The organism is Pseudomonas orientalis (assembly GCF_022807995.1).
Classification (GTDB): Bacteria; Pseudomonadota; Gammaproteobacteria; order Pseudomonadales; family Pseudomonadaceae; genus Aquipseudomonas; species Aquipseudomonas orientalis_B.
In genome coordinates this window covers 775001-787335 of record NZ_CP094351.1, presented here as the reverse complement: position 1 = coordinate 787335, position 12335 = coordinate 775001, and the positions used below count along the sequence as shown (strand labels likewise).

Here is a 12335-nt window from a genome sequence, read left to right as displayed (position 1 = left end):
CATGGCAACGATTTCCACTGCCAGATCTGACAGTGGAAATCGATCAATAAACGCTCTTAGGCTTCGCCCAGCGGTCGCAGACGGTACTGCGGCGGCAGTTGCTCGAAGCCACTGATGGTGGTGTTCAAGCTCTTCCAGCGGCCATCCTTGATGCCGTAGATGCAGCCATGAATCGACAGGCTCTGCCCGCGGTGCCAGGCGTTCTGCACAATGCTGGTATGGCCGACGTTGGCCACCTGCTGAATCACGTTCAGCTCGCACATGCGGTCTACCCGCTCCTCTTCTGTGGGCAACTGGGCCAGCACGTCGCGATTCTCGTAGTAAAGATCACGAATGGTGCGCAGCCAGCCGTCGATCAGGCCGAACTGGCGGTCCTGCATCGACGCGCGTACGCCGCCGCAGCCATAGTGGCCGGTGACGAGGATGTGTTTGACCTTGAGTACATCGACTGCGTACTGGATCACCGACAGGCAGTTGAGGTCAGTGTGCAGCACCACGTTGGCCACGTTGCGGTGCACGAACAGATCACCGGGCAGCATGCCGACGATCTCGTTGGCCGGTACGCGTGCATCGGAACAACCGATCCAAAGGTATTCCGGGGTTTGCTGGCGGGCGAGCTTGGCGAAGAATTCGGGATCTTCCTGTTTGATCGCATCCGCCCAGCGTTCGTTGTTGTCTAGCAGGTCTTGTAATTCGTTCATCAGGGAAAGCCTCAGGAATGATGCGCAGTTTTGTGACTGACAAGCCCTCGTCCGGGTCACGCCTGGCGCAAATTAGCTTGAATCTTTGGAGCGCATAGCCTGTCCACACACTATAAGCCCCACAGTATGAGGATTGGCCATGACTGAATCACGACGTCCCTACGGCGCTACGCAGCCCGAACCGATTGATGATAATGAAGATCGCATGGGCTCGATGCGCGAGCTGGATTTTGATGAAGAAGACCAGACGGCGGAAATTGGCGATGAAATACCGCGTGGCGAGCGCGAACATCTGATGCCCGACGAACGGGTGCGCGAAGCGGGCATGACCGGTGCTTCGACGGATGATCATGAATCGACCGATGACGACATGAGCCCGGAAACGCTGATCCATGAGGATGGCGCACGGGATGCGCGGGAAGAAGGTGAAGACCGCGCGGCGGACTACGAACTGAGCGTCGTCGGTGAAGAGGATATTGGCGGCGGAAATGGCCTGGATGAGGCCGAACTGGCCGACCTGGACCCACTCAACCGCAAGCGCTGACACAACACAGTTCAAAATGTGGGAGGGGGCTTGCCCCCGATGACGTCGGCACAGCAAACACTGATGTTGGTTGAGCCACCGCTATCGGGGGCAAGCCCCCTCCCACAGGGGATCGGCGCTAACTGATTGGCATTAGGGCAACCCACCTCCCACATGGATTTCGGTGCTAGTCGACCAGGGTGCAGGCCATGACGACCGCATCTTCGCGGCCACCCACAGCCGGGTAGTAATCCCGGCGACGGCCAATCTCGTTGAAGCCATAGCTCTCATACAGGCGAAACGCGCCGGTATTGCTGTCCCGCACTTCCAGGAAACACTCTCGAGCGTTGGCTGCGTAGGCGCGGGACATCAGATGTTCCAGCAGCGCCAACCCCAACCCTCGGCCCTGATTCTCCGGCTTGACGGTGATATTCAGCAGGTGCGCCTCATCGAGGATGATCTGCACCACGCCATGTCCCACCTGCTGCTCGCCTTCGAACATCAGCCAGATCTGGTACTTGCCCAACCCGTCGAGAAAAATGCCCCGGGTCCAGGGGTGGCTGAACGCCGCGTATTCGATCTTGAGCACGGCGTCGAGGTCGGCCTCGGTCATCGGGCGAAAGGATAAAGCCTCACTCATCGGTTGTTTTCCAGCGCGCCATCAGCCGGCGCATGGCTTGCCAGACATCAGCCTTACGCTGTGGCTCTTCCATTAATAATTCCAGGCCCGGCAGGGCCCATACCGAACCCAGGCTTTCAACCTGCAGTTCGCGGTACCAGGCTTCGGCATTGGCCTCACCGGCAAAGCGCACGGCGGGCAGGCCGATCAGCCACAGGCACACGCAGGGTTCGTCTTCCAGGCGTGCCGAGACAAAACTTTGTACAAAATCCCGCGCAGCTTCGGGGCCCTGGTCCATGGTGCCGCGCACCAACAGCGGCCAGCGCACCGGGTCGCCGACGATTTGCGGGCTGTCGGGCAGGCCGGCGGCGCGCAGCATATCCTTGAGCAGCAGGTAGGCGGGGTCGCGCGACTGGAAACGTTCGCCGGTGGGCAACTCCACCAGCAGCAGGCAACGCCCCGCGCGCAGCAGTTGCAGGGCAAAGCGTGGCGGCGGCACCACCGGGGCCTTGACCACCGGGGCGGCCTCTTCGGCAACCACCGCCTTGACCACCGGTGACGGGCGCGGCACCTCGATTTTCGCACGCTCCACCGTCGGCCGCGTTTCGGGCACAGGCTTGACCACCGCAACCGGCGCGGCGGCTTCTTCGCCTGAAGGCTCGAACGCATCAATGGGCTCTGGCACCTCAAACAGCTCGGGCCGCGACGGCGCGGCAAACGGCAGTTCGGTGCGGGGCAGCCAGTTGACCACCTGCATGGCGCTCAAGTAAGCGCGACGTCGGGACTCGATAAGCACAGCTCGGTCACTTGTGGATAACTAAAGAGCGGGGATTCTACCGCTGTTCGGCAACAATCGCCCACTGCACACTGACCGGCTGTGGATAAATCCCGCGCGCGATGCAGTACAATCGCGACTTTTAATCGCCAACCAGCCGGCCATTCCCATGATCGAACCCAAGCGCGTTCTGCGCGCCCTCGCCGAACACTGGGCCTTACTCGAGCCACTGTGCGAACACTTCGACCAAGGCACCCTGAGCCTGAGCGAGCTGCGCGCGCAACTGGCCGCCCAACAACTGGACAGCACGCCCCAGGACATCACCAGCCTGCTGGACGTGTGGATTCGCCTGGATATCCTGGTGCCTGTCGCCAAGAGCCCGAACCGTTTCGAGCTCAACGCGCAGATTCACGACTTCCTGGCGTATCTGCGCAAGGAGCACCGGCTTGGCCTGTGCCTGGAAATCGAAGCCTACCTGCGCCACCTCGAGCGCCTGGCCGGTTATATCCAGGACGCCTTCGACATCCGCGATGGCCACGATCTGGCCCGGCAACTGCGCCTGCTGGACATGCGCGTGCGCGACGTGCTGAAAAAACTCGCCAACGACGAACAGGCCCTCGCGGCCGTGGCCGACCGCGCGAAGACCAGCGACCGCCAGATCCCGTTGCGCCAGCGTTACGCCGAGGTACTGGCCACCTGGGACGAATACGTCGAACCGATGATCCAACTGGTGAACGCCGACGGCGCGTTCGAGCAAGGCGTACGCAAGGTCGAAAATGTGCTGCTGCGCATGCTCACCGAGCAGCAGCGCCTCGGCCAGTTGGTGGACGACGACATGCTGCTGCGCACCCACGCACGCATCCTTGAAATGCAGACCAGCGCCCAGTTGACCTTGCGCCATGCGCGCGAGCTGTTGCTGCCGCTACGCGAAGAAGCACGCCGGCACAATGCCGTGACCCGTGGCGCGGCGCTGGCCCTGTCGGCGATCCGCCGCAAAGGCCTGGACGCGGTGCCACAGGCCGCCATGCCCCTGTTCACCCGCCCGCAAAGCACCTTCCTGGGCAGTGCCAGCCAGGTGGAAGCCTATGTGTATGCCCTGGCCAATTTCGAACCGAAACCGGCCCGCTTCCCCAAGGCGCACAAAACCCACAAGGGCGACGCCCAGCGCGCGCCGCGAACGGTCAAGGAAATGCTCGAACGCTGCGAAGATGCATTGCCGATGCCGGACCTGATGACCTGGCTGCTGGAGCAGGAACCGGACGGCGCCACCGACGAGTTGCTGTACTGGTTCTCGCGGCTCTCGCGGGAAAAACGCTTCAAGCGCGAACGCCTGGAGCGCCGCGACTATCACACACACGAGCACCAGGTCAGCCTGCGCTCCTTCGCCCTGCTCCCGGCCGGCACCGACGCCACCGAGAATTCTGCGAGCACGCCTTATGCATCTTGATCTATCCGAACTGTCCCAACTGGCGCCGATCTTTCGCGAGCTGTTCAAGGGTTACCACGTCAGCCGTCGCGACCCGGAACTGTACGCGCAGCTGTCGAACTTCCAGGACCAGTACCGCACGCTGTTCAAGGCCCTGGGTTTTGAGCTGGTCTGCGATACCCGTGGTTTCTATTACTTCGTGCCGGACTCGGCCATCGCCAGCGCGCAGGTGAACAAGACCGCACAGCGTCTGGCCCTGTTCACCTTCATCCTCGTCGAGCACCTGGCCGACCAGGGCCGCGACCCGGTTGCCGTGCTCGACGGCGGCAGCCTGGGCCGCGATGAGCTGCCGTCGTTGCTGGAAAAGTACCGCGACCTGTTTATCCAGGCCGAAGTGCAGACCCAGGAAGAACTTGAAGAAAAAATCATGCGGCGCATGACCCAGCTGGGCTTTGCCGGCGAAGACAACGGCATCTATCGCTTCCTGCCGCCGATGCATCGTTTCCTTGATGTGTGCCTGTCGGTGCAGCAGGACCGCGACCTCGCTGCCAGCGTGCACAGCGTGTTGCCGCTGCCGGTGCCGGTGATCATCGACGCAGACAGCGATGAAAAACTGCTGAAGACCGATGACCCGCTGGACCTGAGCGACTTCGCTGAAGAAAGCGAAGAAGATGCCCTCGCCCGCGCCATTGCCGAAGAACAGGAGACCGACGCATGAGTAAGGAACGCTACGGCATACGCCGTTTCGCCCTGTTGAACACCGCCGGCTACAGCCTGGGCTTGTTCCCGCTGGAAGAGCCGCTGTCGGTGTACGGCGCGAACAACCTGGGTAAATCCGCGTCGATCAACGCGTTGCAGTTCCCGATCCTGGCGCGCATGTCGGACATGAGTTTCGGCAAATACACCCTGGAACAATCGCGGCGCTTCTACTTTGCCACCGACACCAGCTACATCCTGGTGGAGGTCTCGCTGCCCCACGGCCCGCACGTGATTGGCGTGGTAGGGCGCGGCCCCGGCGGTGGCTTCGGTCACCAGTTCTTTGCCTACGCCGGCAAGCTGGACCTGGCCCACTACCAGAAAAACGACACCTGCCTGCGCCAGAAGGAGTTGTTCACCAACCTTGAGCGCGAAGGCCTGAAAGCCTATGAACTCAAGCCTGATGAACTGCGACGCCTGCTGGTGGGCGGGCACACATCGATCCCGCTGGACCTGACGCTGATCCCCCTGCGCTCCACCAGCGAGCAGAGCCTGAAGACATTCCGTGCGCTGTTTATCAACCTGTTGCACATGCGCGAAATCACCGCGGCAAAACTCAAACAATTGTTCCTTGATGCGTTCGAACACAGCCTGCGCTCCGGCAGCGTCGATTACATCGCCGCGTGCGAGGAAGCCTTCCGCGATGTGCGGCGCATGGAGCAGGACTACCATTCGCTGGTGGCCGCAGGGCCCTTGGTCGAAGCGCTCGCCAATGGTGTGAAACAGCGCGATATTCTGCGCGGCAAATTGCATCGCCTGTCGCCATTGCTGGATTCGCTGCTGGGCACCTGGTCGGACTACGCCAGTGCGCGCAAGGAAGAGCTGACGATACAGGCCGAGCACTATCGCAACGAGCAGGATGCGCTGCAGCACGACCAGCGTGGCGGCACCCAGGAGCTGATGCGCCTGGAGCGCGAGATCAGTGGCATCCAGCGTTGGTTGGGCGAGCTGTCGGTGCTCAAGCATCGCTTCGCGCTGGTCGACGATGTGAGGATACTGGAGCAGCAACTGCTGGCGGCCAAGGACGCTCACGACGAATTGGCCGGTGCGCTGGCGCATTCCCGTCAGTTCAGCGCCGAGGACCTGGACGAGCGTCTGCGCGACCTGGAAAAACGCCTGAAGTCGGTCAGGCAGCAACTGGACCACGCGGACAACAACAGCTACGCCAAGCTGCGCGAGGAATTTTCGCAGCAGGATGTCGAGCGCCTGATGCGCCTGTTCAACAGTTCGCTGTTCAGCCTGCCGCTGGGCGAACATGGCATCACGCTGGACGAGGAAGGCCAGTGGGTCAAATCCCTGGAGCGGATCCTCGATGGCTTCAAGGGCGAGCGTTTCGAAGTGCCGGGGCTGTCCATCGACATCTCGCACATCGAGCCGCCGGCGTTGCAGGCCCTGGCCGATCGCGCGGCATTGCGCGATCAGAAAGAGCGTCTGGAAAAAGAGCTCAAGCAACTCAAGACCCAGCAGGCCGTGGCCTCCGACCGAGCGGCGAGCAAGACCCAGACCGAAGCGCTGTACCAGCAGGTGCTCGACGCGCAGAAGGCACTGGAGGATTTCCGCCGCGCACAAACCCTGAGTGCGGAAGAAGGCGAGAAGCTGGAAAACCTGGCGCAGATGGAAGCGGCCCAGGACGAATTGAAGCGCTCCAGCGATGCGTTCACCGAGCGCGTCCAGCAATTATCGGCCAAACTGCAACTGGTCGGCCGCCAGATCGGCGACATGGAAGCCAAGCAACGTACGCTGGACGACGCCTTGCGCCGGCGTCAGCTGTTGCCGGCGGACCTGCCCTTCGGCACGCCGTTCATGGACCCGGTCGACGACTCCATGGACAACCTGCTGCCGCTGCTCAACGACTATCAGGACAGCTGGCAGGGCTTGCTGCGTGCCGATGGCCAGATCGAAGCGCTGTATGCCCAGGTGCGCCTCAAGGGTGTGGCCAAGTTCGACAGCGAGGATGACATGGAGCGTCGTCTGCAACTGCTGATCAACGCCTATGCCCACCGTACCGACGAGGCCTTGACCCTGGGCAAGGCACGCCGCGCGGCGGTCACCGATATCGCACGGACCTTGCGCAATATCCGCAGCGACTACGACAGCCTGGAACACCAGCTTGCGTTGTTCAACCGCGAAATCAACAAGCGCCAGGTGTCCAACCTGCAGAGCTTTCGCATTGTGCTGGCACCGAACAAGGAAGCCCTCAAGCATATCGACCAGATCATCCACAGCGCCGGTCAGTATGAAGAGGGCGAGACGTTGTCGGTGTTCGACCTCAGCCAGAGTGCCGAGCAGGACAACAAGAACGAAGAGGCCAAGGAATACCTGGCCCGCCTGGTGGCGGCCAACCATAACCAATTGGGCCTCAAGGACCTGTTCGAACTCGCGTTCGAGATCACCAAGGTAAACGGCCAGCCGGTGATTCATACCGATATCGATGGCGCCGCATCCAACGGCACTACCATGACCATCAAGGCGCTGACCAACATGTACTTGTTGCTGCACTTGATGGACCGTGAACAGGCCGGACGCGTGCGCCTGCCGTACTACCTCGATGAGGCAGCGGATATCGATGAGAAGAACCAGGCAGCCTTGCTGGAAACCAGCCTGCAGTTGGGCTTCGTGCCGATCCTGGCCAGCGTGAAGCCGCAGGTGTCCGCCCAGGTGGCGATCGACCTGGAAGGCGGCAGCGGGCCGAACGGAATCTACATTGATGAGGCGGACTGGAAGTATATCCGTCGACATGATGGGGTGAGGGCGACGATGAATGTGCAGGCGGATGAGCCGGAGTTGGATGAAGTCTGACATGTAGGGCTGAAAAGCAAAAAGGCCGCGATCTTCTGGATCGCGGCCTTTTTTGTGGGCTGGCGTTTTGTATTGAGTTTGAGGGCCTCATCGGGGGCAAGCCCCCTCCCACACTTTGAATGTATTCACAAATCAACATGTGGGAGGGGGCTTGCCCCCGATGGCCGCGCCTCGGTCTACTTGCCCAGTTGAATCTTGGGCGCCCAGGTCAGCCACTCATCCTCAAACTTGTCGAACAGCGCAAAGGTCTGCTGCGGCCGCGCCGGGCTGCCCATGCGTTCACCATCAGGCGTAGCAAAAGCAATACCGCCGGCCACCAGCGTTTCCAGGGACTCGGTACGCACCGTCGCACCCTTGAACAAGCCGAAGTCGAGCCCGAAGCCACTGGTGTTCCAGAAGCGGCTGCCACTGCGGACCAAGGGCGCATATTTTGGTTCGATCAGGATATGCACCAGGACACGGTCGGCGGTCTGCCCCAACTCATAGCCGGTGACTTTGCCGACGGTGACTTCACGGTAGGTGACCGGCACGCCTTCCTTGAGCGAACCACGGCGCGCGGCGCTGAGCGTCAGGCTCAGGCCAGCCTCCCGGTGTGCGGCTTCAGGTGGTTGCGCGAGCGCGACAAAACTCTTCTGCGGGCCAGCGTTTTTCGCCGCCGGCTGCACTTCGATGTACTGCCCGGTGACCAGGGTCTGCAGATTCGCCGTTTTCATCAGGCCCAGTTCAGGCTTGACCACCCAGAACTGACTGCCAACCCGTGCAATGCGGTCGGCCACTTGAGTGATACGCGCGCTGAGCAGCACCGATTGCATGTCGGCACTCAGGTCTACGCTTTCAATCTTGCCCACGTCCAGGCCTTTGAAGCGCACCGGCGTGCCAGGGCTCAAGCCGTCGGCACGATCAACCTTGATGGTTACCAGGGTGCCATGCCGATTGGCGGCGTCCTTGTCGGCAAACAGGCGGAAACGCGGGATGTGCCTTTTCAGCGGCACATTCGGTTCCGGCGTTTCGAAGGCGATACCACCGGCCATCAGGCTGGCCAGGGATTCACTTTTCACTTGGATACCGCTGGTAAGTCCGCCGGTGAGGGTGACACCGCTGGCATTCCAGAAACGGGTCGAACCATTGACCAGGCTTTCATACTCTTTCTCGATATGAACACCGATCACCAATTGCTTTTTCTTGCGTGAGAACTGGTAGCTCTGCACCGAACCGACCTTGACCTGCTTGTACAGAATCGGGCTGCCGACATCCAGCGAGCCCAGGTTGTCGGTGAGCAACACCATGTGCAGGCCCGGGGAGCGCAGGTCCAACGGTGGTGCCTTGGCGCGCGCCACGTATTCACGTTGTGGCGGGGTGCCCTTGTCGCCGGGGCGGATGGCGATGTAGTTTCCTTTGACCAAAGCCTCCAGGCCGGTGATACCGGCCAGGGAGATGGACGGTTTGACCACCCAGAATTGCGTGTCCTGCACCAGATAGTCTTCGGCCAGGGGATCGAGGGTCAATTCAGCGCTGGCACTGGACAGGTCCGGGTCGATCTTCAGGGTTTTCAGGCTGCCGACCTCAATGCCCTTGTACATCACTGGCGTACGCCCAGCCTGCAGGCCTTCGAAGTCAGTAAGCTTGACCTTGACCTTGATGCCCGCGGCGGCGGCGTCGAAATCCTCGTACAGGCGAAACGGCAGGCTCGGGTCGGTTGGCGGGCTGTCCTTGCGATTTTCCGGCGTAGCGAAGGCGATACCGCCGGCGACGATGCTTGACAGCGATTCGCTGCGAACCTTCACACCCGACAGGTTCGCATCGATACTGATACCGCTGGCGTTCCAGAAACGCGTATGTTTGCGCACCAGATTGGCGTAGGTCGGTTCGATATAGACCTTGATCTCGACCGTACTATGATCCTCGGACAACAAGTAACTTTTGACCTGGCCCACTTGGATCTGCTTGTAGAACACCGGGCTGCCACGGTTCAGCGAACCCAGACGATCAGCCTTGAGGGTCAGGTGCAAACCCGGCTTGGCATCGGATAACGGCGGCTCTTCGGAGAGTGCCTTGAACTTGCGGGTGGGCTCGCCATCCCCCGGGCTTGCCGCGATGTAGTTACCCGAGACGAGGGTCTCCAAACCCGTGATACCGGCGAGGCTGACGCTGGGTTTGACCAGCCAGAAGCGGGTATTGGTCCTGAGGTACTGCTCGACGTCCTTGTTCATCTCGATCGTGGCAATCACCCCTCGATTATTGCCTTCGTCATCCAGCGCCAGGGCTTTGACCTTACCCACCGTCATGCCTTTGTAGACCACCTCTGTCTTGTTGACTTGAATGCCTTCGCCGCTTTCAAAACGGACCTGGATCTCGAGGCCTTGCTGGGAATAGGCACGCCAACCCAGCCAACCACCGATGATCAGGGCAATCAGGGGCAGCACCCAGATGGCCGACCAGTTGGAGGCCGGGCGGGTTTTAGCTTTAGGCAAATCACTCATGGTCGTCATCCGACTCCGTGTTATCCCAAATCAGTCGGGGATCGAAGGTTACTGCGGCAAGCATCGTCAAGATCACCACACTGGCGAACGCTGCAGCGCCGAGATTGGCCTCGACACTGGCAAGTCGCCCAAAGTTTACGACCGCCACCAAGATGGCGATCACGAAGATATCCAGCATGGACCAGCGACCGATGAATTCGATAAAACGGTACATGATAATGCGTTGTTGCGCGGACAGCGGTTGGCGGCGCTGCACCGAGAACAGCAGCAGGCCGATACCCACCAGCTTGAACGTGGGCACCAGGATACTGGCGATGAACACCACGGCGGCAATGGGAAACATGCCGTGCTGTACCAGCTGGATCACGCCGGACATGATGGTGCTGGGGTCGCCTTGGCCGAGGGAGTTGACGGTCATGATGGGCAGCACGTTGGCGGGGATATACAGGATCGCCGCTGTGATCAGCAGTGCCCAGGTGCGTATGAGGCTATTGGGGCGACGTGCATGGATCAGCGCACCGCAACGGCTGCAGAGCTGCTCATCGGCGTCCGCTTCCTGCTTGTTCAGCTCATGACATTCAGTACAAACCAGAATGCCAGCATCAATCGCCCGCATGGTCATCCTCTCCTGACAACGCCTGCCAGATCTGGTGGGGGGACATCACCACTTCGAGCAGAATCTGAACCATTAATAGACTGACAAAGCACACCAGACCCAGGCCGAGCGTAATGGAGGCCATATCCGCGAGCTTCACGAGCGCAACCAGGACGCCCATCAAGTAGACCTCCAACATCCCCCAGTCTTTCAGATGGTGGTAGATACGGTAGAACAGCAGTCCATAACTGCGACCGATATTCCAGCGGATGCTGAGCAATACGGCCAATTGGCAAAACAACTTGACCAGCGGAATAGCCATGCTGCAAAGGAACACCACGGCGGCCACACCTTGCATACCGGTGTTGAACAGGCCGACTACGCCGGTCCACACAGTGTCCTCGGAGGACTGCCCGAGTAGATTGAGCTGCATGATGGGTAAAAAGTTCGCGGGTATGTACAGCAACAGTGCTGCCAGCACCAGGGCCAGGCTTCGCTCGACCACATTGTGACGGTGAGCGTATAGCTCGTAGCCGCAACGTGGACATTCAGCTTTTTCACCAAGGGCGAGTACGGGTTTGCGCATCAGCAGATCGCACTCATGGCATGCCACCAGTTCGTCCAGCGGTAAGTCCGACACCTCAAGGGCATCAACCGGATCGGGCATAAATAGGGCTCGGGCTCTAAAAAAGGTTAGGCGCTTATTCTAGTGGTCTGGTTCAGAAATAACTGTGCAAATTTGTTGGCAGGAATGCTTTTCGACCGCCCAAAACAAAACCCCATCTGCTTTCGCAAATGGGGTTTCGGAATTTAATCTTGACGATGACCTACTCTCACATGGGGAAACCCCACACTACCATCGGCGATGCATCGTTTCACTGCTGAGTTCGGGATGGGATCAGGTGGTTCCAATGCTCTATGGTCGTCAAGAAATTCGGGTACTGAGTCGTGACCTGTTGGCCTCGCTTCAGCAAATTGGGGATGTGATAGTTTTCGGTGTTTTGTGAGCGTCGAACTTTCGGTTCATCTCGTCTTCACACACCGCAATCTGGCCTTTCGACTCAAATTGCTTGGGTGTTATATGGTCAAGCCTCACGGGCAATTAGTATTGGTTAGCTCAACGCCTCACAGCGCTTACACACCCAACCTATCAACGTCGTAGTCTTCGACGGCCCTTCAGGGAACTCAAGGTTCCAGTGAGATCTCATCTTGAGGCTAGTTTCCCGCTTAGATGCTTTCAGCGGTTATCTATTCCGAACATAGCTACCCGGCAATGCCACTGGCGTGACAACCGGAACACCAGAGGTTCGTCCACTCCGGTCCTCTCGTACTAGGAGCAGCCCCTCTCAAATCTCAAACGTCCACGGCAGATAGGGACCGAACTGTCTCACGACGTTCTAAACCCAGCTCGCGTACCACTTTAAATGGCGAACAGCCATACCCTTGGGACCGGCTTCAGCCCCAGGATGTGATGAGCCGACATCGAGGTGCCAAACACCGCCGTCGATATGAACTCTTGGGCGGTATCAGCCTGTTATCCCCGGAGTACCTTTTATCCGTTGAGCGATGGCCCTTCCATACAGAACCACCGGATCACTAAGACCTACTTTCGTACCTGCTCGACGTGTCTGTCTCGCAGTCAAGCGCGCTTTTGCCTTTAT

Annotated in this window: 10 protein-coding genes and 2 rRNA genes (1 of these 12 cut by a window edge); 4 read left to right on the top strand and 8 right to left on the bottom strand. The window is 59.9% G+C overall.

The genetic code is table 11. The features are described from left to right. Positions 1-56 precede the first annotated feature (56 nt). Positions 57-701 carry a carbonate dehydratase gene (can, locus tag MRY17_RS03290; RefSeq protein ID WP_003188288.1) on the bottom strand — a complete coding sequence of 215 codons (645 nt, stop codon included), beginning with the start codon at positions 699-701 and terminating at the stop codon, positions 57-59. Between the two features lie 139 nt (positions 702-840). On the opposite strand from can, the gene MRY17_RS03285 reads away from it, so the two are divergent. Further along, positions 841-1245 (top strand): serine kinase/phosphatase, encoded by a 405-nt coding sequence (locus MRY17_RS03285; protein WP_243353287.1) that lies wholly within the window; start codon positions 841-843, stop codon positions 1243-1245. Between the two features lie 166 nt (positions 1246-1411). Here the strand turns inward: MRY17_RS03285 and rimI are convergent, their stop codons facing one another. Continuing rightward, positions 1412-1864, bottom strand: a complete 453-nt coding sequence (gene rimI / locus MRY17_RS03280; protein ID WP_243353286.1) for a ribosomal protein S18-alanine N-acetyltransferase — start codon at positions 1862-1864, stop codon at positions 1412-1414. Next, on the bottom strand, positions 1857-2600 hold the full coding sequence (locus tag MRY17_RS03275) for an energy transducer TonB (protein ID WP_124360459.1): 744 nt from the start codon (positions 2598-2600) through the stop codon (positions 1857-1859). Before MRY17_RS03275 ends, rimI begins: the two co-directional genes overlap by 8 nt. A 187-nt stretch (positions 2601-2787) precedes the next feature. Between MRY17_RS03275 and mksB the strand changes: the two genes are divergently transcribed. The 3 genes from mksB to mksF are packed head-to-tail and all read left to right on the top strand — an operon-like array spanning position 2788 to position 7599. After that, a complete protein-coding gene (gene mksB / locus MRY17_RS03270) occupies positions 2788-4065 on the top strand; it encodes an Mks condensin complex protein MksB (protein ID WP_181284918.1) in 1278 nt (425 codons plus the stop codon). Next, on the top strand, positions 4055-4762 hold the full coding sequence (gene mksE, locus MRY17_RS03265) for an Mks condensin complex protein MksE (protein ID WP_057725924.1): 708 nt from the start codon (positions 4055-4057) through the stop codon (positions 4760-4762). Before mksB ends, mksE begins: the two co-directional genes overlap by 11 nt. Then, positions 4759-7599: an Mks condensin complex protein MksF gene (gene mksF / locus MRY17_RS03260; RefSeq protein WP_243353285.1), complete on the top strand. Its 2841-nt coding sequence runs from the start codon at positions 4759-4761 to the stop codon at positions 7597-7599. Before mksE ends, mksF begins: the two co-directional genes overlap by 4 nt. 176 nt (positions 7600-7775) lie before the next feature. Here the strand turns inward: mksF and MRY17_RS03255 are convergent, their stop codons facing one another. From MRY17_RS03255 to MRY17_RS03235, 5 genes are all read right to left on the bottom strand, one after another. Continuing rightward, positions 7776-10079: a PqiB family protein gene (locus MRY17_RS03255; RefSeq protein ID WP_181284920.1), complete on the bottom strand. Its 2304-nt coding sequence runs from the start codon at positions 10077-10079 to the stop codon at positions 7776-7778. Further along, positions 10072-10695 (bottom strand): paraquat-inducible protein A, encoded by a 624-nt coding sequence (locus MRY17_RS03250; RefSeq protein WP_181284921.1) that lies wholly within the window; start codon positions 10693-10695, stop codon positions 10072-10074. The genes MRY17_RS03255 and MRY17_RS03250 overlap by 8 nt, the downstream gene beginning before the upstream one ends. After that, on the bottom strand, positions 10682-11341 hold the full coding sequence (locus MRY17_RS03245; RefSeq protein ID WP_191956567.1) for a paraquat-inducible protein A: 660 nt from the start codon (positions 11339-11341) through the stop codon (positions 10682-10684). Before MRY17_RS03245 ends, MRY17_RS03250 begins: the two co-directional genes overlap by 14 nt. A gap of 147 nt (positions 11342-11488) precedes the next feature. Continuing rightward, a 5S ribosomal RNA gene (gene rrf, locus MRY17_RS03240) occupies positions 11489-11604 on the bottom strand. Positions 11605-11755: 151 nt separating this feature from the next. Beyond that, a 23S ribosomal RNA gene (locus tag MRY17_RS03235) occupies positions 11756-12335 on the bottom strand (it continues 2312 nt past the right edge of the window).

Coding starts and splice junctions, on each gene's coding strand:
- can (WP_003188288.1), bottom strand. CDS start 701: ATGAACGAATTACAAGACCTGCTAGACAACAACGAACGCTGGGCGGAT.
- MRY17_RS03285 (WP_243353287.1), top strand. CDS start 841: ATGACTGAATCACGACGTCCCTACGGCGCTACGCAGCCCGAACCGATT.
- rimI (WP_243353286.1), bottom strand. CDS start 1,864: ATGAGTGAGGCTTTATCCTTTCGCCCGATGACCGAGGCCGACCTCGAC.
- MRY17_RS03275 (WP_124360459.1), bottom strand. CDS start 2,600: ATGCAGGTGGTCAACTGGCTGCCCCGCACCGAACTGCCGTTTGCCGCG.
- mksB (WP_181284918.1), top strand. CDS start 2,788: ATGATCGAACCCAAGCGCGTTCTGCGCGCCCTCGCCGAACACTGGGCC.
- mksE (WP_057725924.1), top strand. CDS start 4,055: ATGCATCTTGATCTATCCGAACTGTCCCAACTGGCGCCGATCTTTCGC.
- mksF (WP_243353285.1), top strand. CDS start 4,759: ATGAGTAAGGAACGCTACGGCATACGCCGTTTCGCCCTGTTGAACACC.
- MRY17_RS03255 (WP_181284920.1), bottom strand. CDS start 10,079: ATGAGTGATTTGCCTAAAGCTAAAACCCGCCCGGCCTCCAACTGGTCG.
- MRY17_RS03250 (WP_181284921.1), bottom strand. CDS start 10,695: ATGCGGGCGATTGATGCTGGCATTCTGGTTTGTACTGAATGTCATGAG.
- MRY17_RS03245 (WP_191956567.1), bottom strand. CDS start 11,341: ATGCCCGATCCGGTTGATGCCCTTGAGGTGTCGGACTTACCGCTGGAC.